General features: G+C 69.5%; 25 protein-coding genes. 8 read left to right on the top strand and 17 right to left on the bottom strand.

The window, feature by feature from the left end:
- Positions 1-8: 8 nt before the first annotated feature.
- From nuoE to ACYVLV_RS13245, 6 genes are all read right to left on the bottom strand, one after another.
- Positions 9-848, bottom strand: coding sequence for an NADH-quinone oxidoreductase subunit NuoE (gene nuoE, locus ACYVLV_RS13270; RefSeq protein WP_460810603.1), 840 nt, complete (start codon positions 846-848; stop codon positions 9-11).
- Positions 845-2,185, bottom strand: coding sequence for an NADH-quinone oxidoreductase subunit D (locus ACYVLV_RS13265; RefSeq protein WP_460810601.1), 1,341 nt, complete (start codon positions 2,183-2,185; stop codon positions 845-847). The genes nuoE and ACYVLV_RS13265 overlap by 4 nt, the downstream gene beginning before the upstream one ends.
- The gene (locus ACYVLV_RS13260) at positions 2,186-2,890 is read right to left on the bottom strand and encodes an NADH-quinone oxidoreductase subunit C (RefSeq protein ID WP_460810599.1); all 705 of its coding nucleotides are present in this window, start codon (positions 2,888-2,890) and stop codon (positions 2,186-2,188) included.
- Positions 2,887-3,441, bottom strand: coding sequence for a NuoB/complex I 20 kDa subunit family protein (locus ACYVLV_RS13255; protein WP_460810597.1), 555 nt, complete (start codon positions 3,439-3,441; stop codon positions 2,887-2,889). The genes ACYVLV_RS13260 and ACYVLV_RS13255 overlap by 4 nt, the downstream gene beginning before the upstream one ends.
- A gap of 67 nt (positions 3,442-3,508) precedes the next feature.
- The gene (locus tag ACYVLV_RS13250; RefSeq protein WP_460810595.1) at positions 3,509-3,868 is read right to left on the bottom strand and encodes an NADH-quinone oxidoreductase subunit A; all 360 of its coding nucleotides are present in this window, start codon (positions 3,866-3,868) and stop codon (positions 3,509-3,511) included.
- A gap of 275 nt (positions 3,869-4,143) precedes the next feature.
- Positions 4,144-4,833, bottom strand: coding sequence for a demethylmenaquinone methyltransferase (locus ACYVLV_RS13245; protein WP_460810593.1), 690 nt, complete (start codon positions 4,831-4,833; stop codon positions 4,144-4,146).
- A 187-nt stretch (positions 4,834-5,020) separates the two neighbouring features.
- Here ACYVLV_RS13245 and ACYVLV_RS13240 point away from each other — a divergent pair, with 187 nt between their 5' ends.
- Together ACYVLV_RS13240 and ACYVLV_RS13235 are read left to right on the top strand one after the other, a co-directional pair.
- Positions 5,021-5,917, top strand: coding sequence for a L,D-transpeptidase family protein (locus tag ACYVLV_RS13240; RefSeq protein WP_460810592.1), 897 nt, complete (start codon positions 5,021-5,023; stop codon positions 5,915-5,917).
- 148 nt (positions 5,918-6,065) lie between these two features.
- A complete protein-coding gene (locus ACYVLV_RS13235) occupies positions 6,066-7,307 on the top strand; it encodes an isochorismate synthase (protein ID WP_460811007.1) in 1,242 nt (413 codons plus the stop codon).
- A 99-nt stretch (positions 7,308-7,406) separates the two neighbouring features.
- Here ACYVLV_RS13235 and ACYVLV_RS13230 read toward each other — a convergent pair whose 3' ends face one another.
- Positions 7,407-8,039, bottom strand: coding sequence for an MBL fold metallo-hydrolase (locus ACYVLV_RS13230; RefSeq protein WP_460810590.1), 633 nt, complete (start codon positions 8,037-8,039; stop codon positions 7,407-7,409).
- Positions 8,040-8,144: 105 nt separating this feature from the next.
- On the opposite strand from ACYVLV_RS13230, the gene ACYVLV_RS13225 reads away from it, so the two are divergent.
- Entirely contained in the window at positions 8,145-9,326 is a 1,182-nt protein-coding gene (locus ACYVLV_RS13225) for a cytochrome P450 (protein WP_460810589.1), read from the top strand.
- A gap of 48 nt (positions 9,327-9,374) precedes the next feature.
- Entirely contained in the window at positions 9,375-10,244 is an 870-nt protein-coding gene (locus tag ACYVLV_RS13220) for an NAD(P)H-binding protein (protein ID WP_460810587.1), read from the top strand.
- Positions 10,245-10,305: 61 nt separating this feature from the next.
- Here the strand turns inward: ACYVLV_RS13220 and menD are convergent, their stop codons facing one another.
- Genes menD through ACYVLV_RS13205 form a run of 3 tightly spaced genes read right to left on the bottom strand, consistent with a single transcriptional unit; the run spans position 10,306 to position 13,921 of the window.
- Positions 10,306-11,928 (bottom strand): 2-succinyl-5-enolpyruvyl-6-hydroxy-3-cyclohexene-1-carboxylic-acid synthase, encoded by a 1,623-nt coding sequence (menD, locus tag ACYVLV_RS13215; protein ID WP_460810585.1) that lies wholly within the window; start codon positions 11,926-11,928, stop codon positions 10,306-10,308.
- Positions 11,925-12,905 carry an o-succinylbenzoate synthase gene (locus ACYVLV_RS13210; RefSeq protein ID WP_460810584.1) on the bottom strand — a complete coding sequence of 327 codons (981 nt, stop codon included), beginning with the start codon at positions 12,903-12,905 and terminating at the stop codon, positions 11,925-11,927. Before ACYVLV_RS13210 ends, menD begins: the two co-directional genes overlap by 4 nt.
- Positions 12,902-13,921, bottom strand: a complete 1,020-nt coding sequence (locus ACYVLV_RS13205; RefSeq protein WP_460810583.1) for an AMP-binding protein — start codon at positions 13,919-13,921, stop codon at positions 12,902-12,904. The genes ACYVLV_RS13210 and ACYVLV_RS13205 overlap by 4 nt, the downstream gene beginning before the upstream one ends.
- A gap of 46 nt (positions 13,922-13,967) precedes the next feature.
- Between ACYVLV_RS13205 and ACYVLV_RS13200 the strand changes: the two genes are divergently transcribed.
- Together ACYVLV_RS13200 and ACYVLV_RS13195 are read left to right on the top strand one after the other, a co-directional pair.
- Positions 13,968-14,840, top strand: a complete 873-nt coding sequence (locus ACYVLV_RS13200) for a 1,4-dihydroxy-2-naphthoate polyprenyltransferase (protein ID WP_460810582.1) — start codon at positions 13,968-13,970, stop codon at positions 14,838-14,840.
- 194 nt (positions 14,841-15,034) lie between these two features.
- Positions 15,035-15,166: a hypothetical protein gene (locus ACYVLV_RS13195; RefSeq protein ID WP_460810580.1), complete on the top strand. Its 132-nt coding sequence runs from the start codon at positions 15,035-15,037 to the stop codon at positions 15,164-15,166.
- A 145-nt stretch (positions 15,167-15,311) separates the two neighbouring features.
- On the opposite strand, the gene ACYVLV_RS13190 is transcribed toward ACYVLV_RS13195, so the two are convergent.
- On the bottom strand, positions 15,312-15,572 hold the full coding sequence (locus ACYVLV_RS13190) for a DUF4229 domain-containing protein (RefSeq protein ID WP_460810577.1): 261 nt from the start codon (positions 15,570-15,572) through the stop codon (positions 15,312-15,314).
- Positions 15,573-15,672: 100 nt separating this feature from the next.
- Between ACYVLV_RS13190 and ACYVLV_RS13185 the strand changes: the two genes are divergently transcribed.
- Entirely contained in the window at positions 15,673-15,903 is a 231-nt protein-coding gene (locus tag ACYVLV_RS13185) for a hypothetical protein (RefSeq protein ID WP_460810574.1), read from the top strand.
- 7 nt (positions 15,904-15,910) lie between these two features.
- Here ACYVLV_RS13185 and ccsB read toward each other — a convergent pair whose 3' ends face one another.
- From ccsB to hemL, 6 genes are read right to left on the bottom strand one after another with little or no spacing between them, the layout of a single operon-like run.
- Positions 15,911-16,951: a c-type cytochrome biogenesis protein CcsB gene (ccsB, locus tag ACYVLV_RS13180; RefSeq protein WP_460810573.1), complete on the bottom strand. Its 1,041-nt coding sequence runs from the start codon at positions 16,949-16,951 to the stop codon at positions 15,911-15,913.
- Positions 16,948-18,594, bottom strand: coding sequence for a cytochrome c biogenesis protein ResB (gene resB / locus ACYVLV_RS13175; RefSeq protein WP_460810572.1), 1,647 nt, complete (start codon positions 18,592-18,594; stop codon positions 16,948-16,950). Before resB ends, ccsB begins: the two co-directional genes overlap by 4 nt.
- 31 nt (positions 18,595-18,625) lie before the next feature.
- A complete protein-coding gene (locus ACYVLV_RS13170) occupies positions 18,626-19,387 on the bottom strand; it encodes a cytochrome c biogenesis CcdA family protein (protein WP_460810570.1) in 762 nt (253 codons plus the stop codon).
- The gene (locus ACYVLV_RS13165; RefSeq protein WP_460810569.1) at positions 19,380-19,943 is read right to left on the bottom strand and encodes a TlpA family protein disulfide reductase; all 564 of its coding nucleotides are present in this window, start codon (positions 19,941-19,943) and stop codon (positions 19,380-19,382) included. The genes ACYVLV_RS13170 and ACYVLV_RS13165 overlap by 8 nt, the downstream gene beginning before the upstream one ends.
- A 41-nt stretch (positions 19,944-19,984) precedes the next feature.
- The gene (locus ACYVLV_RS13160) at positions 19,985-20,647 is read right to left on the bottom strand and encodes a histidine phosphatase family protein (RefSeq protein WP_460810567.1); all 663 of its coding nucleotides are present in this window, start codon (positions 20,645-20,647) and stop codon (positions 19,985-19,987) included.
- The gene (gene hemL / locus ACYVLV_RS13155) at positions 20,644-21,960 is read right to left on the bottom strand and encodes a glutamate-1-semialdehyde 2,1-aminomutase (protein ID WP_460811006.1); all 1,317 of its coding nucleotides are present in this window, start codon (positions 21,958-21,960) and stop codon (positions 20,644-20,646) included. The genes ACYVLV_RS13160 and hemL overlap by 4 nt, the downstream gene beginning before the upstream one ends.
- Before the next feature lie 380 nt (positions 21,961-22,340).
- On the opposite strand from hemL, the gene ACYVLV_RS13150 reads away from it, so the two are divergent.
- On the top strand, positions 22,341-23,567 hold the full coding sequence (locus ACYVLV_RS13150) for a lytic transglycosylase domain-containing protein (RefSeq protein ID WP_460810566.1): 1,227 nt from the start codon (positions 22,341-22,343) through the stop codon (positions 23,565-23,567).
- Positions 23,568-23,603: the final 36 nt, after the last annotated feature.

The raw sequence follows: 23,603 nt of genomic DNA, 5'->3' as shown, positions 1-23,603 counted from the left end.
GTGGCTGGTCATTTGGCTTCTCCCTTGTCCTGAGCGGTGGTGTCGGCACCATCGGAACGTTCGACGTTCTCCGACTCAGCACGCGAGGTGTCGGCCTGGTCGGCCGCGGCGACTCCCGAGCCCTCGGCCACGCCGCTTCCCAGCGTCCGGCCCGCGCTCTCGGGGGCGGTCCATCCGCGGTCGCGGGCGATGCCCAGGCCGACCAGGGACGGTGCGCCCGCAGCAGGACCCTCGTTGGCCAGGCCATCAGGGAATCCGGCCAGGACGCGTTCGGCCTCGCGGAAGGTGCACAGCTTGGGTCCGCGGGTGGAGTGGACGTCCTTGCCGGCCCGCAGGTCGTCGACCAGGTCGACGGCGGAGGTGGGCGTCATGTTGTCCATGAACTCCCAGTTGACCATCATCACCGGGGCGTAGTCGCAGGCCGCGTTGCACTCGAGGTGCTCGAGCGAGACCGAGGCCTGGTCGCCGGGGCGCTCCTCGGCGGTCTCGTCGTTGCCGACGTCGAGGTGGTCCTTGAGGCGTTCCAGGATCAGGTCGCCACCCATCACCGCGCACAGCGTGTTGGTGCAGACCCCGACGTGGTAGTCGCCGACCGGCTTGCGCTTGTACATCGTGTAGAAGGTCGCGACCCCGCTGACCTCGGCCGCGGTGATGTCGAGGATCCGCGCACAGATCTCGATGCCTTCTGCGGTCACCTTGCCCTGAGCGGACTGGATGAGGTGGAGCATCGGCAACAGACCCGAGCGGGCCTGGGGGTAGCGGGCCGCGATCTCGTGGAGTTCGGCGACGGTCTTGTCGCTGAGCGTCGATTCGATCTCAGCGGGCACAGCATTGGGGGCCGAGGTCATCTGTCGACTCCTCCCATCACAGGGTCGATCGAGGCGATCGCGACGATGACATCGGCGACGAGGCCGCCTTCTGACATCACGCTGGTCGCTTGGAGGTTGGCGAAGGACGGGTCCCGGAAGTGGGCGCGGAACGGACGGGTGCCACCGTCGGAGACCAGGTGGGCACCCAGCTCCCCGCGCGGCGACTCGACGGGCACGTAGGCCTGACCGGCCGGCACGCGGAAGCCCTCGGTGACGAGCTTGAAGTGGTGGATGAGCGCTTCCATCGACTCACCCATGATGTGGCGGATGTGGTCGGCGGAGTTCCCCATGCCGTCGCTGCCGATGGACAGCTGGCTGGGCCAGGCGATCTTCTTGTCGGCGACCATCACCGGCGCACCTTCGAGCCCGGCCAGGCGGGCGGCAGCCTGCTCGATGATGCGCAGGGACTCCCACATCTCGTTCAGGCGGATCCGGAAGCGACCGTAGGAGTCGCAGGTGTCCCAGGTCTGGACGTCGAAGTCGTAGTCCTCGTAGCCGCAGTAGGGCTCGGTCTTGCGCAGGTCCCAGGCCAGACCGGTGGCCCGCAGGGGCGGCCCGGTGAGCCCGAGGGCCATGCAGCCCTCGAGTTCGAGGTGGCCCACACCCTCCAGACGCGCCTTGAAGATCGGGTTCGCGTTGCACAGGGCGGCGTACTCGGGCAGGCGCTTGCGCATCAGGGCGACGAAGCCGTCGATCTCCTCCAGGGCTCCCGGGGGGAGGTCCTGGGCGACACCGCCGGGACGGATGAATGCGTGGTTCATCCGCAGGCCGGTGATGAGTTCGAACAGGTCGAGGACCAGCTCGCGCTCGCGGAAGCCGATGGTCATCACGGTCAGCGCGCCGATCTCCATGCCACCGGTGGCGATGGCCACCAGGTGCGAGGAGAGGCGGTTCAGCTCCATGAGCAGGACCCGCATGACCGAGGCCTTCTCGGGAATGTCCTTCTCGATGTCGAGCAGTCGCTCCACGCCCAGGGCGTAGGTCGCCTCGTTGTAGAACGGGCTGAGGTAGTCCATCCGGGTGCAGAAGGTGGTGCCCTGCACCCAGGTGCGGAACTCCATGTTCTTCTCGATACCGGTGTGGAGGTAGCCGATACCGCAGCGGGCCTCGGTGACCGTTTCACCGTCGAGTTCGAGGATCAGCCGGAGTACGCCGTGGGTGGAGGGGTGCTGGGGGCCCATGTTGACGACGATGCGTTCGTCGCCCTCGTCGGCGAGGCCCTCGGCGATCTGGTCCCAGTCCTGGCCGGAGACGGTGAAGACCCTGCCCTCGGAGGTCTCGGTGCTGCCTGCGTAGAGGTCATCTGTGGTGGACATTTAGTTGTAGCTCCTCCGCTGGTCCGGGGGTGGGATCGTGCCGCCCTTGTACTCGACCGGGATGCCGCCCAGGGGGTAGTCCTTGCGCTGGGGGTGGCCGGGCCAGTCGTCGGGCATCAGGATCCGGGTGAGGGCCGTGTGGCCGTCGAAGATGATCCCGAACATGTCGTAGGTCTCGCGCTCGTGCCAGTCGCTGGTCGGGTAGATGTGTGAGATCGACGGCAGGTGCGGATCGGCGTCGGGGGCCGTGGCCTCGATGCGGATCCGACGGTTGTAGGTCATCGAGAGGAAGTGGTAGACCGCGTGCAGTTCGCGGCCGGTGTCCTCGGGGTAGTTCACTCCGCTGACGCTGGCGCAGAACTCGAACTTCAGCGCCGGGTCGTCGCGCAGACGCTGGACGGTCTCGAGCAGCTTCTCGCGCTGGACGTGGAAGGTGATCTCGTTGCGGTGGATGACCACGTCGCCCAGGGAGCCGATGGACTCCAGGGCCGAGGCCACCTCGTCGTACCAGCCGCCGAACGGGGCGCGGGCCGGTGCGGGGAAGGCGATCGGGGCGACCAGGCCGCCGTACCCGCTGGTGTCACCGGAACCCGAGGCTCCGAACATGCCGGTGCGGGTGCCGACCTGCTTGACCTCCGGGTCGGCCTTGGCCGGGACGTTGGGGTCCTTGGCCGGGTCCTGCGTACCGTCGCTCGCATCCGTCATCGAAGCAGTCCCTTCATCTCCGACGTCGGCAGAGCACTGAGCGCCGCGGTCTCGAGCTGCTCGATCTCCGCGACGCGGTTGGCGCCCATCTTGGTCGCCTGGACCTGGTCGTGGAGCTTGAGGATCGCGTCGATGAGCATCTCGGGGCGCGGCGGGCAGCCGGGGAGGTACATGTCGACGGGGACGATGTGATCGACGCCCTGGACGATCGCGTAGTTGTTGAACATGCCGCCGCTGCTGGCGCAGACGCCCATGGCCAGGACGTACTTCGGCTCCGCCATCTGGTCGTAGATCTGACGCAGAACCGGGGCCATCTTCTGGCTCACCCGTCCGGCGACGATCATCAGGTCGGCCTGACGCGGGCTGGCGCGGAAGACCTCCATGCCGAAGCGGGCCAGGTCGTACTTCGGTCCGCCGGAGGTCATCATCTCGATCGCGCAGCACGCGAGGCCGAACGTGGCGGGCCAGAAGCTGGCCTTGCGCATGTAGCCGGCGAGACCCTCGACCGAGGTCAGGAGTACGCCGCTGGGGAGCTTGTCCTCGATACCCATCAGATGGTTCCTGTCAGTTCAGGGAGCGAATTGCGATTGCTGCGGGGAGCGGCGTGCATGGCGGCGCTCAGTCCCATTCGAGGCCGCCACGTCGCCATACGTAGGCGTAGGCGATGAAGACGGTGGCGATGAACAGGACCATCTCGATCAGGCCGAACAGCGCCATCTCCTCGAAGTGCACCGCCCAGGGGTAGAGGAAGATGATCTCGATATCGAAGACGATGAAGAGCATCGCGATGATGTAGTACTTCACCGGGAAGTGCCCGCCGCCGAGCGGTTGGGGCGTGGGTTCGATCCCACACTCGTAGGAGTCGTACTTCGCCCGGTTGTAGCGGCCCGGTCCGACCAGCACGCTGGTGACCAGCGAGCCGACGACGAACAGCGTGGCCAACCCTCCGAGGAAGAGCACCGGTGTGTAGAGCTCCATCGCGCGTTCCTTTCCCTACTCGATACGCCGATGACCGCGACCGGTTTGTGTGCTTGTGAACCCGATCACTAGGTGGCGCGGCACACATACTGCCACCCGTCACGCCCGTCTGCACGCGTGGGTAGTGCCCATCCCGACCACCTGCGACCGACCTCACCGGGAGAGATTTAGGGCACACGAATGTGTCTGAAATCCCGTCGTGCGCTCGACTCGGCGCAACGTCGTAGGTTCGGAGCAGACCGGTGCTCGGAGCGTATGACGTTGTGTGGGTCGGCTCAGGCGGTGGCGCGGTGCAGCGCGACGATGCCGCCGGTGAGGTTGCGCCACTCGGGACTGGACCAGCCGGCCTCGCCGATCATCGCGGCCAGTCCCGCCTGGTCCGGCCACGCGCGGATGGACTCGGCGAGGTAGACGTAGGCGTCCGGTGAGGACGACACCGCGCGGGCGATCGAGGGCAGAGCCTTCATGAGGTACTCGATGTAGACGGTGCGGAACGGCGCCCACGTGGGGGCGCTGAACTCACACACGACCAGGCGGCCACCGGGGCGGGTCACCCGGCGCAGTTCCTTCAGCCCGGCGAACGGGTCGACGATGTTGCGCAGCCCGAAGGAGATCGTCACCGCGTCGAACGTGTCGTCGGCGAAGGGCAGCTTGGTGCCGTCGCCAGCGGTGAAGGGGAGGTGCGGCTTGGCCTGCTTGCCGACGCGGAGCATCCCGATCGAGAAGTCGCACGGCACGACGTACGCGCCGCGGTCCTCGAAGGGCTGGCTGGAGGTCCCGGTGCCGGCCGCGAGGTCGAGCACCCGGTCGCCGTACTGCGGGTCGACGGCCTCGATCACGTCGTGACGCCACCGCCGGTCCTGCCCCAGGGACAAGATGTCGTTGGTGATGTCGTAGCGCTTGGCGACCTCGTCGAACATCTGCTGGACGTCGGTCGGTTGCTTGTCGAGCTCTGCACGGGCCACGCAGGAAAGGGTACGGCGCAGGCGTCGGGCGAGCCTCGGCGGATCCCGACGAGGCGGCGACCATCACGAACCGGTCACGGCTCGACCGTATTTCGCGTCCGATGGCAACCTCGTCGGGTCTCGATGCGTCTGTCCTGTGTCAGGCCGTGGCGATCCCGCGGCACCCCGTCCCGCAGGGAGGCGACCCATGCCTTTGCTCCGCCGCTCCGTGACCGTGCTCGCGGTCCTTCTCGGCCTCGTTCTCGGTGCCCTCACCGCTCACGCCGCTCTGCGGGCCCAGGACGACGGAGCCGGTGCGACCGCCGCTCGTCGTACCGTGTCGACCCCGCCGGGTCCGCCGATGTCGCCCGAGCCCACCACTCCCCCGGCCACCTCCGCGCCAATCCCGGTGAAGGCGCCGGTGAAGGCGCCCGAGCCACAGGTCAAGCCCGTGGCCCCGCCGCCGGCCCCCGCCCTGTTCGCCATCGGCGACGAAGGGGACGGAGTGCTCGAACTGCAGGCACGACTGCGTCAGATCTACTGGTTCAACACCGACGTGACCGGCTACTACGGTGAGGTGACCGAGCAAGCTGTGCGCGGCTTCCAGGTCAAGCGCGGCATCGCGGTCACCGGCTCGGTCGACCAGGAGACGATGAATCGTCTGCTGGCCATGACCACCGAGCCCAGCGCCGCCGAGTTGGCCAACCAGGTCGGCCACAACCAACCCGGCGCGCTCGATGCCCGGTGCACCCAGGGCCGGGTCATCTGCATCGACAAGACGAGTCGGACCCTGCGGTGGGTCGTCGACGGGGACGTCCGATCAACCATCGACGTCCGCTTCGGCGCCGTGGCGACCCCGACCCGCGAAGGCGTGTTCGACGTCTACGTCAAGAGTCGCGACCACGTCTCGAGCCTCTACGACTCGGCGATGCCCTTCGCCATGTTCTTCGACGGTGGACAAGCGGTGCACTACTCCTCGGACTTCGCCGCCACCGGCTACAACGGCGCTTCCCATGGGTGCGTCAACGTCCGGGACCGGGGCGCGGTGGAGGCTCTGTTCGACCAGATCCGGCTCGGCGACACCGTGGTGGTCTATCGGTCGTGACCCCAGCCTGACCATTGCCTGACCCACACCTGACCCACGCACCGACTCGCGCCCGAGGGTCGCCTCACCGTCGCCCGGGGGCGGTGCCGTGGGTCACAGGCGTATTCTGGGCCTCGTGACGACCTCCCCGACCACCGGTGAGCAATCGATGCCCGCCACGCTGGTCTGCCGGTCGGTGCCCGTTGCCCTGGACCCACAGGTTGATCTCGCGACCCTGTTGCCCACCGATCACCCCGTCGCCTGGGTACGCCGCGGCGAGGGGCTCGTCGGGTGGGGGGTTGCCGCCACTCTCGAGACCTCCGGACCCGATCGATTCGCCGCGGCGAACGACTGGTGGAGCGAGGTCACCGCCCATGCGGTCATCCGCGACGAGGTCAAACTGCCCGGCTCCGGCCTGGTTGCGTTCGGCACCTTCGGTTTCGCCGACGACCCCGGCGACTCGATGCTCGTCGTACCGGAGGTGATCGTGGGACGCCGGGGCGACACCGCCTGGGTCACCACCGTGTCCGCCGGGGGGTTGGACCGCCTGGATCAGCGCATCGCTCCTGCGGATCCGCCGAAGGCCCCGATGAATGTCACCTTCACCGACGGGGCTCTCGACGGGGAACGCTGGATGTCGTCGGTCTCCGACGCGGTGCGTCGCATCAACGCCGGCGACCTCGAGAAGGTCGTCCTCGCCCGGGACCTGGTGGCCACCGCCGACGCACCCGTCGACGCACGGTGGCCGTTGCAGCGCCTGGTCGAGACCTACCCCATGTGCTGGACCTTCCACGTCGACGGCCTTTTCGGCGCCACCCCGGAGATGCTGGTGCGTCGCGAGCGCGGCCTGGTGACCTCACGGGTGCTGGCCGGAACCATCCGGCGTACCGGTGACGATGACGCCGACCTGGCGTTGGCCGCGACGCTGGCCCGTTCCTCCAAGGACCTCGAAGAGCACGAGTACGCCGTCCGATCGGTTGCGGAGTCCCTGGACCCGCACTGCTCGTCGATGAACGTGCCCGAGACCCCGTTCGTGCTGCATCTGCCCAACGTGATGCACCTGGCCACCGACGTCGCCGGGGTGGTCCACGACGCCGAGACCGTCTCCTCGCTCCTGCTCGCCGAGGCCCTGCACCCCTCGGCCGCCGTGGGTGGCACCCCCACCAAGGTCGCCACCGACCTGATCACCGAACTCGAGGGGATGGACCGTGGGCGGTACGCCGGCCCGGTTGGTTGGATCGACGCCACCGGCGACGGCGAGTGGGGCATCGCGCTGCGCTCGGCTCAGATCACCGGCGACTCGGTCCGCCTCTACGCCGGCTGCGGCATCGTCGGGGACTCCGACCCCGAGGCCGAGTTGGCCGAGTCCCAGGCGAAGTTCGTGCCCGTGAGGGACGCGCTGACTGACTGAGTCGGCGTACGCCGGTTCGGATCAGTTCGGGTCAGTTCGGGTCGAGTGTCTGAGGCCTGGTCCTGGACCGGGCTGAGGCACACAACCCGGCTCACGAACTCAGAGGTCCTGACCGTCGGACAGTCGCAGGAACTCCTGCCCCGCCGGCAGCAGGTTGCCCATGTGCATGTCGACCATCCCCAGGGCCAGGTCGGAGTAGACCTTGTCGTGGATGCCGAGCGACTTGGGCGCCCCAACCTCTCGGACGAAGTCGACCGCTTCCCCGATCTTCAGCCACGGCGCGGAGATGGGCGCCAGCAGGAGGTCGATCGGTTCGCCGGGGCCGGTGAGGGCGTCGCCGGGATGGTAGATCCGGTAGCCGTCGACGTCCAGGAGGTACCCGCTGTTGTGGATGCGCGGGTAGTCGTCGTGGATCACCGCGTGCAACTCACCCACGGCGCGTACGCCGATGCCGGCGTCGAAGGCGTCGCCCGGGGCCACCACCGTGATCCGCGGCGCGAGGTCGGGTGCCTCCTCGCGGATCTTCGCCGCGACCGCTTCGACGGTGAAGATGGGCGCTTCGGTCCGGGCGAGATGCTCGGCCGAGTAGTGGTCGGCGTGCTCGTGGGTGATCAGCACCGCGGTCGCCCCGTCGACGGCGTCCGGCTCGGTGAACGCACCGGGGTCGATGACGACCGCGAAACCGTCGTGCTCGATGCGGACGCAGGCGTGGCCGAACTTGGTGATCCTCATGCGCATCACGATATCCGCGCAGGCCAGCCCACGCCCCGAGGAGACGACCGGTCAACCAGCGGGACCTCAGCCCCACGTGGTTGGCCGAGCGCGGTCCAATGGAGCATGCCCGCCCGTCTCGATCTCTCCGACCCCGCATTCGACACCACGTCCGCCGAGGTGCATCAGGCCCGCGAGGAGAGTTGGTACGCCGAGACCACCTGGGGTTGGGCGATCCTGCGGTACGACGAGGCCGCGGCCATCCTGCGCGACCGTCGCTTCCGGCAGGGCAACGCCCGGTGGCCCGCCCAGAACGGCATCCACTCGGGGTTGTTCGCCGACTGGTGGGGACAGACCCTGCTGTCGTTAGAGGGCGACGACCACGCACGGATCCGACGGCTGCTGATGCCCGCGTTCCGCAACAAGACCATCGCCGCGATGGCGCCCCGGTTCCAGGCCCTGGCCAACGAGCTGATCGACGACTTCGCCCCGCGCGGCGAGGTGGAGTTCATCAGCCAGTTCGCCGAGCCGTACGCCGCCCGCATCATCTGCCTACTGCTCGGCCTTCCCGAGGAGGACTGGGCGCAGATCGCGCACTGGGCCGACGATCTGGGCGCCTCCTTCTCGATCGACGTCGCGCAACAGGTGCCCCGCATCGAGGCGGCCCTGACCGGGCTCCACCACTACCTCGACGAGGTCATCGCCGATCGGCGGCGCTCCCCCACCGATGATCTGATCAGCACCCTGGTGCGGACCTCGGACGAGGACGGCGACCGGCTCTCGCCCCACGAGTTGGGGGTGGCGCTGGTCTTCCTCGCTTTCGCCGGCATGGAGACCACCCGCAACCAACTCGGGCTCGCGCTCCAGACGTTGCTGGCGCACCCCGACCAGTGGCGGCTGCTCGGCGAACGCCCCGACCTCGGCGCCAACGCCGTCGAGGAGGTCATGCGGGTCAACCCCACGGTGACGTGGGTGACCCGCGAGGCGCTGGAGGACGTCGTACTCAACGGGCTGGAGATCCCGGCCGGCGGCATCGTCCAGACGATCTCCCACGCCGCGGGCACCGACCCCCGCACGGTCCCCGACCCCTCCTTCGACATCACCGCCACCCGCCCTCCGCACCAGGGCTTCGGCGCGGGGATGCACCACTGTCTGGGTCACTTCGTGGCCCGCACCGACATGGCGATCGCGCTGCCGCTGCTGGCCCGGCGGATGCCGGACGCGGTGCCCGACGGGCCGGGTCGGTGGCTTCCGGTGTCGGGGAACACCGGCGCGGTTCGCTTCCCGATTCGCTTCACCGCAGGATGATCGACCGATCCCCGGGAATCACCGGGGCCGACCCACGCTTGGACCCACATGTTGGCAATCACCGGCGCCACGGGCGCCCTCGGCGGCCTGGTCGCCCACCACCTCGGCGATCTGCACCCCACGTTGATCGTCCGGGACCCAGCCCGTGCCCCCCAGCTCGGTGGCGAGATCCGCGCCGCGTCATACGGTGACCGGTCGGCCGCCGAGCAGGCACTCACCGGGGTCGACACCCTGTTCCTCGTCTCGGCCTCGGAGTCGCCGAACCGTCGCGAGGAGCACCGCACGATCATCGGTGCCGCCGCCGCGGCTGGGGTGGAGCACATCGTCTACACCTCGTTCAGTGGCGCCGCGCCGGACGCCACGTTCACCCTGGGCCGCGACCATCACGACGCCGAGGAGACCATCCGCGCCACGGGCATGACGTGGACGATGCTGCGCGACAACTTCTACCTCGACATCCTGCCGCACTTCGCCGACGACGCCGGGGTGATCCGGGGGCCTGCGGGTGCGGGTCGGGTCGCCGCCGTGGCCCGCGCGGACGTGGCCGAGGTGGCCGCCGCGGTGCTGCGCGACCCGGGCGCCCACGCGGGTGCGACGTACGTCCTCACCGGGCCGGAGGCCCTGTCGATGAGCGAGGTCGCCGCTCGCTGCGCGGCGAGGCTGGGTCGGCCCTTCTCCTTCGAGAACGAGACGGTGGAGCAGGCCTACGCCTCGCGTCGCTCGGGCTACCCGAAGGTCGACGAGTACCAACTCGACGCCTGGGTCTCGACGTACACCGCATTGGCCGACGGGTCGTGCGCGGACCTCAGCGACGACGTCCGCCGCGTGCTGGGCCGGGCGCCCCCGCACCCTGGAGGACGTGCTCGGCTGATCCAGTCGGCGCTAATTGACTCTGGTTGGATGCCGAGTCGGCGCTAGTTTGAAAAGACGCGCCGACTCGACGTCCTACGAGCGTCGATTAGCGCCGACTCAGCGGGAGTCAGAGGGAGTCGGCGAGGGCGCGGATCCGGGCGTCCAGGTCACGCCGGTCGGCACGCCCCACGACGGCCTCGATGACCTCGATCCCACCGTTCGGGTTGGCCAGCGCCTGCTCCAGCTCGGGCAGTGAGGTGGCTCGCCAGTGCGGGGTCCGGCTGGCGGCGCACAGCGAAGCCAGATCGGCGCGGTGGGGGGTGGCGAAGAGACGCTCGAAGGAGTCGGCGTACGCCGGGCCCCCCTGCTCGAGGACGCTGAAGATCGATCCGCCGTCGTCGTTGACGACCACGATGGTCAGATCGGGTCGCGGCTCGTCCGGGCCCAGGATGAGCCCGTTGCTGTCGTGGAGGAACGTCACGTCGCCCATCAGGGCCAGGTTGCGACCCCCTTGCTCGGTGGGGTACCTGATCGAGCGGCCCAGCGCGGCGCCCGTCGCGGTGGAGATGGTCCCGTCGATCCCGGACAGACCGCGGTTGGCGATGACCAGGCGCCGCTCGCCGACGGGATAGGGGCGAGCCATCAGGTCGAGGTCGCGGATCGGGTTGGAGGCACCGACCGTGAGGAGCCCGCCCGCGGGCAGGGCGCGGCTGACCGCTCCGGCGACCTCGTGGGGGGTCAGCGACGTCTCCTCGGCGAGGAGTCGGTCCAGCGTGTGGCTCAGCGTGCGGTCCAGCGCACGCCAGGACTCACACCACTCCTCCGGATCGGGCTCCGCCGGGTGAGCCGGTACGCCGCCCAACACCGTCGCCGGATGCGACGGCGCGTTCCACACCCCCACCGGGGGTGCGACCAGCACCTCCACGTCATCGCGCAGCAGCAGGCGACTGATCGGTCGGGACAGGGTCGCGTGCCCGACCACGACGACGCGTTCGATCGAGCGCGCCAGGTCCGTGTCGAGCAGCAGTCGGTAGCAGCGCAGGGCGTTCGCGCCGGTGCGGGCGCCGCTGGAGGGTTCCGCGAACAGCGGCCAGCCGGCCGCCTCGGCGAGCTGACGGGCCGGCGGGCCCGCGTCGTCGCCGGCGACCACCACGGTGCGGGGACCCATCGGGAGCGCGCCGCTGACGGACCGCTCGCGACGTGGGCGCCGTTCGGCGGGGGCGACCGCGGGCGGCGTCCACGGTTCGGTCGGGGTCAGCGGGTCGTCGAAGCGGACATTCCAGTGGGTCGGACCGTACGCCGGCAGCGTCAGTGACAGGGGCGGCGGCGGATGCTGAGACTGGGTGACCTCCACGGTGGGCACCAGCGGGCCGAAGATCCCCACCTGGTCGGTGGTCTGGTTCGCGTTGGTCCCGCGCCACCGCTCCGGCCGGTCGGCGGTCACGACCACCAGCGGGACCCCGGAGTGCGCCGCCTCCAGGACCGACGGGTGCAGGTTCGCGACCGCGGTGCCCGACGTACACATCACCGCCGCGCGCGAGCCGCCCCGGGACAGGCCGACGGCGAGGAACCCGGCGCTGCGCTCGTCGATGCGGGTGTGGAGCCGCAGCAGCCCTGCCCGAGCTGCGTCGTACGCCGCGAACGACAGGGGTGCGTTGCGGGACCCCGGGGAGATCACGATCTCGCGGACGCCGGACTCGACCAGAGCGAGGACGACCGCGCGGGCCCGGTCGGTGGAGGGGTTGCTCACGAGCGACCACGGTAGTCGCGGATCTCGGCCCACCGTGCCTCCCAGTGCCGCACCCGGTCCGCGTCGGGCTGCAGGCGGTCGAGGGCGGCCTCGTCCACCTGCGGTGCGCGCATGGGGAGGACGCCGCCGACCGGCAACGCGCTCGTGGTCACCACGTCGTCGGTGAGGAGTTGGACGGTGGCCAATCCACAGGCGTAGGGCAGTTCCGGGAGGGCGGCTGCGAGCGCGACGCCGGCGGCGATCCCCACCGAGGTCTCCAGCGCCGAGGAGACCACGACCGGGAGCCCGATGTCCTCCGCGATCCGCAGGCAGGCGCGCACCCCGCCGAGGGGTTGGACCTTGAGTACGGCGATGTCGGCGGCCTCGAGGTCACGCACCCGGTAGGGGTCGGCGGCTCGTCGGATCGACTCATCGGCGGCGATCGGTACGTCGACGCGGCGGCGTACCCGGGCCAGGTCCTCGACGGCGGCGCAGGGTTGCTCGGCGTACTCCAGTCCTCCGGCGGCGCGGTCGAGCGCAACGATCGCGGCCACTGCCGTGTCCACATCCCAGCCCCCGTTGGCGTCCACCCGGATCGCTCCGGACGGGCCGAGGGCGTCGCGGACCGCTTCCAACCGCGCCTCGTCGGCGGCGAGGCTCTGGCCGGGTTCGGCGACCTTGACCTTCGCGGTCGCGCACCCGCCGCGCGTGACGATGCGGTGGGCGGTCTCGGGGTCGACCGCGGGCACGGTCACGTTGACGGGGATCGAGTCGCGCAACGGGGTCGGCCAGTCCCCGGCGGCGGCCTCCTCGGCGCAGCGCAACCATGGTTCGGCCACCGCGGCGTCGTACTCCAGGAAGGGGCTCCACTCGCCCCATCCCCGGTCGGTGCGCAGCAGCACGCCCTCGCGAACCGTGATGCCGCGGAACCGGGTTCGCAGGGGGATCGCGAAGACCCGGATCTCGGGGCTGGGGCCTGTGCCGGGGACGGGGTTCATGGGGTCTCCTGGGCCAGGGCTCGCATCGCGACCCGGTCGGGTTTGCCGTTGGCCAACCGCGGCAGGGTGTCGACCGTCACGACCTGGCGCGGCGCCCAGGATCGGGGGTGGGCCTGGGCCACCCAGTCGCGCGCAGCATCCAGGCCTAACGACCCCTCGACCACGGCGACGACTCGGTTGCCCCACTCGGGATCGGGTACGCCGATCACCTCCGCGTCGGTGACCGCGGCGTGTTCACGCAGGCGCACCGCCACGGCGGGACCGGGCACGTTGAGGCCGCCGGTGACCACGACGTCGTCGATCCGACCGAGAACGCTGAGTCGGTCGCCCTCGATGCGGCCGAGGTCCGAGGTGCGGAACCATCCGTCGCGCAGGGCCTCCGCGGTGAGGGCCGGTTCGTCGAGGTACCCCTCGAAGAGGCTCGGACCGCTGATCACGATCCGGCCGTCCGGCTCGGTGTCGATGTGGACGCCGGGCAGGGGCCGCCCGTCGTAGACGCATCCGCCGGCGGTCTCCGCCGAGCCGTAGGTCGCCACGGTGGTGATCCCCGCCGTCGCCGCGCGCTCCCGCAGGCCCGGGTCGATGGGGCCGCCGCCGAGCAGGACCGTGTGGGCACCGGCCAGCGCTGTCGTCGCCTCGGGTTCGTCCAGCATCCGGCGCAGTTGGGTGGGCACCAGCGAGACGAACCAGGTGGCGTCGCCCGTGGGCCATCGGTCGGTCCCGAGGATCGGTTCGTGGCCGGCGAGCAGGGACCGGACGATCACCTGGATCCCCGCGATGTAGGTCGGCGGGACGGCCAGGACCCAGCGGCCGGTCGCCCCCAGGCGCTCCTCGGTTGCGGAGACCGACGCGAGCACGGCTTCGCGGCGCAGGATCACGCGCTTCGGGGTGCCGGTCGATCCGGAGGTCGCGACGACCAGTCGCTGCTCGGCCGGGCCGTCCAACCAGGCTCGGACGGTGGCCACGACCTGCTGCGGCGTACCCGTCGGGGTGACGGCGTCGACGTCGGGAGGCATGCCCGAGAACCTACTGCGCGAGGGGTTACTGCTTGAATCGGCTCTCGTGGCCACACGAACAGATTGGATCGCCGGCGCTCGTCCCCGGACCCTTCCCGCGGCTGTCGCGCCCGTCCTCGCCGGGACCGGCGTCGCGGCGTACGTCGATGGGTTGGTCGCGTGGAAGGCGCTGCTGGCGCTCGTGGTGAGTCTGGCGCTGCAGGTGGCGGTGAACTACGCCAACGACTACTCCGACGGAGTGCGCGGGACCGACGACGACCGGGTCGGTCCGATGCGACTGGTGGGGTCGGGTGCCGCGTCCGCCGCCGCGGTGAAACGTGCGGCCTTCCTCGCCTTCGGCGTCGCGGGGGTCGCGGGCCTGGTGCTGGCGGCGACGACCGCGTGGTGGCTGCTGATCGTGGGGGCGGTCAGCGTGGCCGCGGCTTGGTTCTACACCGGCGGGGAGAAGCCCTATGGCTACCTCGGTCTGGGCGAGGTGATGGTGTTCGTGTTCTTCGGCCTGGTCGCCGTCATCGGCACGACCTTCGTGCAGACCGAGACCTGGGAGTGGACCGCGCTGTACGCCGGGGTCGGGGTCGGCGCCCTGGCCTGCGCGATCCTGGTCGTGAACAACCTGCGCGACATCCCGACCGACACGGTGGCCGGGAAGCGGACCCTGGCGGTACGCCTCGGGGAGGACCGCACCCGCTCGCTGTTCGCCCTGCTGGTCCTGGCCGCAGCCTTCGCGGTCGTCGCTGTCGCGGTCTCCTCGACCTGGTGGGCCCTGGCCGGTCTGGGCTTCCTGGTCATCGCCGCCCCGGCGGTCCGTACCGTCCGCGGCCCCGCCACCGGCCCGGCTCTCATCCCCGTTCTGCAGCAGATCGGCCTGTCCGAGCTGGCCTGGGCCACCCTGGTCGCGGTCCCCCTCCTCCTCCGCTGACTCATCCCCCACGAAGTTCGGGAGATGGGGACGCGAAGTTCGCCACATGGGGTGCCGAAGTACGCCGGATGGAGACACGAAGTTCGCCACATGGGGTGCCGAAGTACGCCGGATGGAGACCTGCGGGTCCTGCCTCGAGGCGGCGCAGTGGTGATGTGACCGCCGAACCCTGCGGATCGGCGTACGCTCGGCGTATGTCGTTCTTCATCTTCCTGGCCGTGATCGCTGTCTTCTTCGTGGCCTATCGCCTGCGAGTGCCCCTGCTCGCCAAACTGCTCGGCCAATCCGAATCGCGCGTGAACCGCAGGATCAACCGCAAGCACTAGCGGGATCTCGTGGCCCCATCTGGCGAACTTCGCGGGGCCATCTGGCGAACCTCGTGGCCCCATCTGGCGAACCTCGTGGCCCCATCTGGCGAACCTCGTGGCCCCATCTGGCGAACCTCGTGGCCCCATCTGGCGAACTTCGTGGTTAGTCGACGTCCTCGCGGGAGCGACGCTCCTCGAAGGCGGCAGTGGCCTTGGAGGCTCGCGCCTCGACCCGGCGGGCGAAGGCCTGGCGCGGTGCGTTGAGGACGAAGAACGAACCGATACCGCTGAGCACGAACGCCACGACGACGACCCAGAACAGGGGCACCTCGTCAGCGAAGACCGACCAGATGCCGAACACGATTCCGACAGAGGCCACCAGCAGAACCAGACGCAGGGCGGTGTAGACCACGAACTCCTTCACCACCCCAGCGTAGAGGGCCCACGGTCAGGCGCGAACTCCGGATTGGTCCATCCGGGTGCGATCCCCGGCACGATCACCATCTGCCCTCTACATTGGAGGGGTGCTGAAGTTCTTGTTGGTGGTCATTCTCTTCGCCGTCGCGACGTACTTCTTGGTGCGCACCCTGCAAGAGCGCGGCGCCGCCCCCGGTGGCGGCCAGGGCGGGACTCGCCCTCGGCGGGCCCCGCGAGGTCCCCGGACCCCGCCGAGGATCATCGCTCCCGACGACGACGAGGACTTCCTGCGCGACCTGGATCGGAAGCGCAAGAACCCCGACGACTCGGATAGCTGACAGCACGTCAGAGGGCGAGCGGGCCCTCCACGACGGCGGCCGGAGCGCTCACGCTGACCGCAGGTGCGGCGTACGAGTGCTGGCTGGTGGTCGAGAAGTAGTTGATCCCGATGAAGTTGAACCACAGCGTCGCGGTGCCCACCAGAGCCAGGATCGCGGCGTTGCGCCCCTTCCATCCGGCGGTCGCGCGGGCGTGGAGGTAGCCGGCGTACACGACCCAGGTGATGAAGGCCCAGACCTCCTTCGGGTCCCAGTTCCAGTACGACGCCCACGCCTCGTGGGCCCAGATCGGACCGGTGATGAGGACCGCGAAGGTCCAGACCGGGAAACCGAAGGCGTGGATGCGGTAGGACACCCGGTCCAGTACGGCCAGCGACGGCACCCGAGCCCAGGCGCCGGTTGCGCTGGCGGAGTCGCCACCGCGACGTAGTTTCAGCAGGTAGACCGCGGAGAGCAGACCACCCAACGTGAAGGCTCCGGTGGCGATCACCGCTGCCACGACGTGGATGACCAACCAGTAGGAGTTCAGCGCCTCGGTGAGCGGTGAGACCGGGTTGTGCAGCCAGATGACCGCGACCATCAGGGTCGACAGCACGAAGGTCAGCACCAGCGGCGCCATCCAAGCCAGGGCGAACTTCCGATAGAGCACCAGGTAGAGCAGCGCCACGAAGAACGTGCCCGCCAGGGTGAACTCGTACATCGTGCCCCACGGAACCCGGTTGGGATCTGCGGCCATGCCACGGCCGATCAGGGACACGGCGTGAATCGAGACCGCCAGGATCGTGAGCAGGAGTCCGACCCGACCCAGGAAGGCGACGCGTCGACCGCGTTCTTCCACCGCAGCGTCGTTCCCGCCTGTCGCGGGACCCGCCAGGGCAACCGACCCCGCCGCGCCGCGGGACGACCCGGAGGCGGCCACGGCCTGGGCCACCTTCGGCTCCCGCATCGCTGCCCACTCGAGGAGGTGGGCCAGCAGGGCGAGGAAGTACACCATTCCCGCGGCGGCTACGGTCCGGTCGCTGAGGGCTTCCCAGGCTACGTCGGTCACGCTGTTCCCTTCGGTTGGTTCGACTGGTCTGTGGTGTCGGACTGCTCACCGGGCGTCTCCGCGGCTCGCAGGTCCCCCACCACGTCATCGAGTACGTCGGCCACGTCGCCACCGTTGGTCCGGTCCAGGGCGGCGATCTCCACCAGTGTGACCCCACCCTCGCGACGGGTTCGGACCCAGACCCGGCGGGGCCGGATGAACAGGGAGCCGAGCAGACCGAGCAGCGCCAGGACCACGCCGACGAGAGCGATCCGTTTGCCGGGGCTCTGGCTCAGCTGTACCCGGGTCCAGGGCTCGACCCCGTCGAAGGTGACCGAGCCGAGACCGTCGGGCAGTTCGACGGTCTGGCCGACGGCCAGACCGATCCGCATCTGCTTGCCGGTCTCCGGGTCGATCACCTCGTCGGCGTTGGCCTTGTCCAAGACGTAGACCGATTGGGAGCCGCCAGCGTTCATCGACAGGTCGCCGGAGTAGACGAGCATGGAGAGCCGGGGGTTGAGGTCCTCCCCCACCAGCGTCATCGGGTCGCCATCGATGAGCGCGAAGGTCGGGTAGAAGAAGCCTTCGAGGCCGATCCCGCGTGGCTGGGAGTCCTGGGCCTTGACGACACCGAAGGACAGGAACGACGGGTCCTGGGGCAGGAACACGGTCGGCCCGGACCAGCTGACGTTCCCTTCGCCGTCCCGGACGGTGATCTGGGGCGCGTAGCCGTGGCCGACCAGGAAAACCTCGGTCGAGCCGATGGCCAGCGGATGGTTGACCCGTAGGTCGTAGGTCTTCTCCTCGGCTCCCGGGAACTCCTGGTAGGTGAGCCCGGCGTTGAACTTCCGGGCCGTTCCCACCGCAGGGCCGTCGCGCAACCACTCGACGTCGAAGGAGTCCACGGTGAACGAGAACGGTTCCATCGACTCGGAGCGGAAGAGACTGCCGGGCACGAAGTCGTCGTACTGGCCGGGGTCGTTGGCGAAGCCTCCGCCCTGGGTGACGATCACACCGCCCTTGTAGCCGAACAGGCTGCCCATCGCGAAGCCGACAAGCACCACGATCACCGACAGGTGGAAGATCAGGTTGCCGGCTTCGCGCAGGTAGCCGCGCTCGGCGCTGACGTAGTCGTCACCCTCGTCGGCCGCCCGCACCCGGTAGCCCCTGGACTTCAACGAGGTTCGCGCGCGATCGAGTACGGCGTCGTGGTGCTCGTCGGTCTCGTAGGTCTGGTGGTCGGCCAACCGGGTCAGGTGCCGCGGCGCCCGGGGTGGCTGGGCCCGCAGCGCGCGGGCGTAGACCATCGTGCGCGGAATGATGCATCCGATCAGGGAGATCATCAGCAGGATGTAGATGGCCGAGAACCACGGCGAGTTGTAGACCGAGAACAGGCCCAGCGTCTCGTAGATCGGGGTGAGCGTGGGGTGCTCGTCGCGCCAGCGCGAGGCCGCCAGCGCGTCGACGCCCTCCTGCGGCACCACCGAACCCGGGATGGCCGCCAGGGCGAGCAGCAGGAGCAGCAGGAGCGCGGTGCGCATGGAGGTGAGTTGGCGCCACCCCCACCGGGCGAGTTCGCGTGCGTTCAGCTCGCCGGGGCGACGCTGCGGGGGCGGCTCGCTGCCGGGGTTGAGCCGGCCCGGGCTGTTCGTCGTGGTCGTCATGGCGTGCTTCCTGAGGTGCTCATGCGGATGCTCAAACCGGAACCGTCGTCTCACTGATCAGGTTGACCTGCAGCCACGCCACCGCGTTGTCCCACACACCCGTCACGAGGGCGAGGCCCACCGCGACGAGCATCAACCCGCCGAGGCGCATCACGAAAGTCTGGTGGCGGCGTACGAACGCGAAGGCGCCCAGGGCCTTGTTGTAGGCCAACCCGGCGAGGATGAACGGCAGCCCCAGCCCGGCGGCGTAGAAGGCGGAGAGCAGGGCACCGCGGGACGCGGTCGCCTCGTTGAGGGACAGGGTGCTGATCGCAGCCAGCGTCGGCCCGATGCAGGGGGTCCAGCCGAGGCCGAAGAGGAAGCCGAGCAACGGTGCGGCCGCCAACCCGACCGCCGGCACCTTGTGCACCCGCCACTCACGTTGGAAGAACGGCAGGAAACCGGCGAAGGCGAGCCCCAGCACGATCGTCAGGGCACCGAACACAACGGTCAGGGTCCGGCGGTACTCCACGAGGAATCCGCCCGCGGCTCCCGAGAGCGCACCGATGGCCACGAAGACAGAGCCGAAACCGATCACGAAGAGCACCGAACCGAGGAACATCCGTCCGCGGTGCGCGCCGGCCTCACCGGAGGCCAGGTCGGCCCCGGACAGGCCGGTGGCGTAGGAGAGGTAACCCGGCAGCAACGGCAGCACGCACGGGGAGAAGAAGGAGACGAGCCCGGCGATGATCGCGACCGGTACGGCGAGCGCGAGCGATCCCGACAGCGCCTGGCTCTGGAACCACTCAGCCATCGGTCGAGTCCGGTGTCTCCGCGGCGACGTCCTCGACGAGGGTCACCAGGGTTCGTTGGGAGGGCAACCGGCCCACGATGCTGGCCGCCACCCGGCCTTCGGCGTCGAGGACGACGAAGGCGGGGACCGAGGCGAAGCTCAGGGTGCCGTTGAAGGCCAGGATCGCCTTGCCGTCGTTGGCGTCGATGGAGGGGTACTGCACGTCGAACTCTCGTTCGTAGGCGCGCGCGTTGTCGGCCGACGTCTCCCGGGTGTCGAGTCCGATGAACGTGGCGACGCCGGCGAGCTCCTCGGCGGCCGCGTTCACCTCGTCCTGTTCCTGGCGGCACTCGACGCACCAGGACCCCCACACGACCACGACGCGGGGTTGACCGGAGTTCTGATCGACCGCCACCGTCCCGCCGTCGAGATCCTCGCCGGTCAACTCGATCGGTTCGGTGCGCTCGGCTGGGGCGATCTGTCGCACGAGGCCGTCCCCGGTGACGTACCCCTTCTCGCCGCTGTCGGGGAGGCCCGTGCACCCCGAGAGCACCCCTGCCAGAACCAGGGTGCACAACAGGACACTTCTCGGAGCCAGACGGCTAGCAAGCGACACGGTCAGTCGGCCGCCCCACCGGAGGAGAACGTGGCCGAACGGTCGGCGACGGGGATGAGGTCACCGGCCGGTTCGGAGTAGGAGACCTTCACCAGACGCTCGTCGCGGAAGTGCAGCGACGTCAGCGAGCACAACGTGCACTGTCGCGAGCGGGGGTCATGGACGAACCGGCGCCCCTCGGCGGCCAGGCGGGTCGTCCAGATCGGCAGTTGGTGGGAGACGACCACGGCCTCGTGGCCCAACGCGGCGTCGCGGGCGTCGTACACGGCAGCCATCATGCGGGCCGCCACCTCGGTGTAGGGCTCCCCCCACGACGGGGTGAACGGATTCCACAGGTGCCGCCAGTGCTTGGGATTGCGCAGCGTCTTGGCGCCCGCGCCGAAGCGTTCACCCTCGAACTTGTTCGCCGACTCGATGACCCGGGGGTCGCTGACGATGTCGAGTCCGAGGGCGGCCGCCATCGGGCGCGCGGTCTCCTGGGCCCGTTCGAGTGGAGAGGACCGCAGGTGCGTGATGTCGCGGTCGGACACCGTGTCGGCGACGCGTTGAGCCATCTTCTGACCGAGGTCGGAGAGGTGGAAGCCGTCGCGGCGTCCGTAGAGGATCCCGTCGGGGTTGTGCACCTCTCCGTGGCGCAACAGGTGAACGATCGTCTCGGTGCTCATCGTGACCCTCCGCTGGTCTGGCCGCTGGTCTGGCTCGCTTGGGCGGCTGCTCGTGCAGCAAACGGTAGAGCGTCCACGATCGTCTGGACCGCTCGGTCGTCGTGGGCGGCGGACAGGAACCACGCCTCGTACGCCGAAGGCGGCAGATAGACCCCCCGACGCAGCATCTCGTGGAAGAACGCGGCGTACGCCGTGGCGTCGGTCGCCGACGCCTCCTCGAAGTTACGCACCGGCCCCTCGCAGAAGAACACCGAGAACATCGTGCCCGCGCTCTGGATCGTGTGGGGGACCCCCGCGTACTTCAGGGCCGCACCAGCCGCCTGCTTGATGACCTCACCGGCCGCGGTGAGGTGGTCGTAGACGCCCTGGTCGGCCAGCCGCAGCGTCGCCAAGCCGGCCGTGGTCGCAATCGGGTTCCCGCTCAGCGTGCCGGCCTGATAGACGGGCCCCTCCGGGGAGAGGTGAGACATCACGTCGGCGCGACCACCGAAGGCCGCCGCGGGGAAACCCCCACCCATGACCTTTCCGAAGGTGATCAGATCCGGGGTCCAGCCCTCGTGCTTCCCGTCGAGACCCCAGTAACCGTCGCGCGAGGCGCGGAACCCGGTCATCACCTCGTCGGAGACGAACAGGGCGCCGTTCTCGCGGCAGGTGCGGGCGAGGAACTCGTTGAACCCGGGCTCGGGCGGGACGACCCCCATGTTGCCGGCGGCCGCCTCGGTGATCAGGCAGGCGATCTGGGCGCCGTACTGGGCGAAGGCTTCGGTCACCGCGGCCCGGTCGTTGTAGGGCAGCACGATGGTCAGCGCGGTGGCCGACTCCGGGACCCCGGGGGTTCCGGGGACGCCGAGAGTGGCGACTCCGGACCCGGCGGCGGCCAGCAACGGGTCGACGTGACCGTGGTAGCAACCAGCGAACTTCACCACCATGTCCCGGCCGGTGAAGCCGCGGGCCAGGCGGATGGCCGACATGGTGGCCTCGGTGCCGGAGGACACGAACCGGACCTTCTCCACCGGCGTACGCCCCACGATCTCCTCGGCGAGCTCGACCTCGGGCTCGGTCGGGGTGCCGTACGACGTGCCGCGGCTCACCGCCTCGGTCACCGCGGCCATCACCTCGGGGTGGGCGTGACCCAGCAGCATCGGACCCCAGGAGCAGATGAGGTCGACGTACTTCTCACCGTCGACGTCGGTGAGCCAGGCGCCCTGCGCGGAACGGATGAACCGTGGGCTGCCGCCGACGGCGTTGAAGGCCCGGACCGGCGAGTTGACGCCACCGGGGGTGACGGCCTGCCCCCTCGCGAAGAGCGACAGCGAAGTGGCTCCGGCCTCGGAGGGACCGACCGGTCGCTCATCGGTCTGGTGGGTCGCTGGATCGGCGGGGTCTACCGGGGAAGAACTCACCCCGCCATTGTGGCCCAGCCGGCCAACCGCCACCCACTCGCCACGGGACCACCGACACGGGGGCGTGACCGATCCCACGTGATGAACGACGAGTGGAGTACCACCGCGTCCGCGTGATGTCATGACCACGACGGCACGTGGACGTCCTCGATGGAAAATCTCTGGTGTTGAGACTCACACGCGAACGTCCCGTAACCTCAGCGACACACGAATCGTTGTGCCACCAACATCCAAGACCGCGGTGGCGTCGAACCACCTCTGGCATGTCATCGGTACGAGGGAGAAACTCAATGTCCACCAAGCGCTTCGGTCGAGCACACAAGGCGGGTGCCATCCTGCCCTTGGCGTTGCTCTCGGCGGCCTGGACGGCCAGCCTCACCACCGCAGCCACGGGCCCCGCTGTCGTCTCGGCCGACCAGTTGGCGCCCGACGTGAGCGTGTCGCTTCCCGATGGGGCCAGCGTCCCGAACGACGCCATCGAGGCTCCCGCATCGGTCTCCGCCTCCGAAGGCGCCGGCCTCGGGGTGCGCAACGCCGACACCCAGCAGGTCGTGGCCAACGCGAGCACCAACGGCATCCCGTCGGCCGCCCTGGCCGCCTACCAGCGTGCCGAGACCGTCATCAACTCCGCTGACAAGAAGTGCAACGTCTCCTGGCAGCTGATCGCCGGGATCGGCCGTGTGGAGTCCAACCACGGTCGCTTCGGTGGCAACACCCTGAACGACGAGGGCGTGGCCACACCGGGCATCTACGGCATCGCGCTCGACGGCTCACGCAACACCAAGGTCATCCGCGACACCGACGCCGGACAGTTCGACAACGACCTGAAGTTCGACCGCGCCGTGGGTCCGATGCAGTTCATCCCCTCGACCTGGTCGGTGGTGGGTGTCGACGCCGACGGCGACGGGATGCGCAACCCCCAGGACATCGACGACGCCGCCCTGGGCACCGCGGTCTACCTGTGCTCGGGCAACGACAACCTGGCCACCGAGGCCGGGCAACGTGCCGCGATCTACCGCTACAACAACTCACAGTCCTACGTGAACCTCGTCCTGAGCATCGCCGAGGCCTACCTCGACGGTGACTTCACCTCGGTCCCCAACGAGTCTTTGGCCGCTGGCTTCTTCGTCCCCGCCCCTGCACCCAGCACGCCGCAGGGCAACGGGCAGGGCAAGGACAACGACAAGTCCGACGGCGACAAGACCGTCGAGGCCGCTCCCCCGGTCTCGAGCCCCAGCCCGTCGGCCAGCCCCTCCACGAGCGGCGACAAGGGCGGCACCAAGGACAACGATGGCGGCACCAAGGGTGGCAACACTCCCTCGCCGGTCCCGGTTCCGTCGGTGACCGTGACGCCGCTGCCCTCGACCTCGATCGAGCCCGTCGACAACCTGCTCACGGTCGCCCAGGCCATCGTGCAGTGCACCTTGGACGGCTTCCTCGACAACCCGCTGGTCAACAACGACAACTTCGACCAGTGCATCAAGGACTACACCACCAAGGGTGGCTCCAAGCCCTGACCAGTCGTCACCGTCGAACGCGCCGTACCCCTCGGG

The organism is Nocardioides salsibiostraticola, from assembly GCF_054783655.1.
The sequence above is the reverse complement of the archived record's forward strand: the minus strand, read 5'-3'. Positions and strand labels throughout refer to the sequence as shown.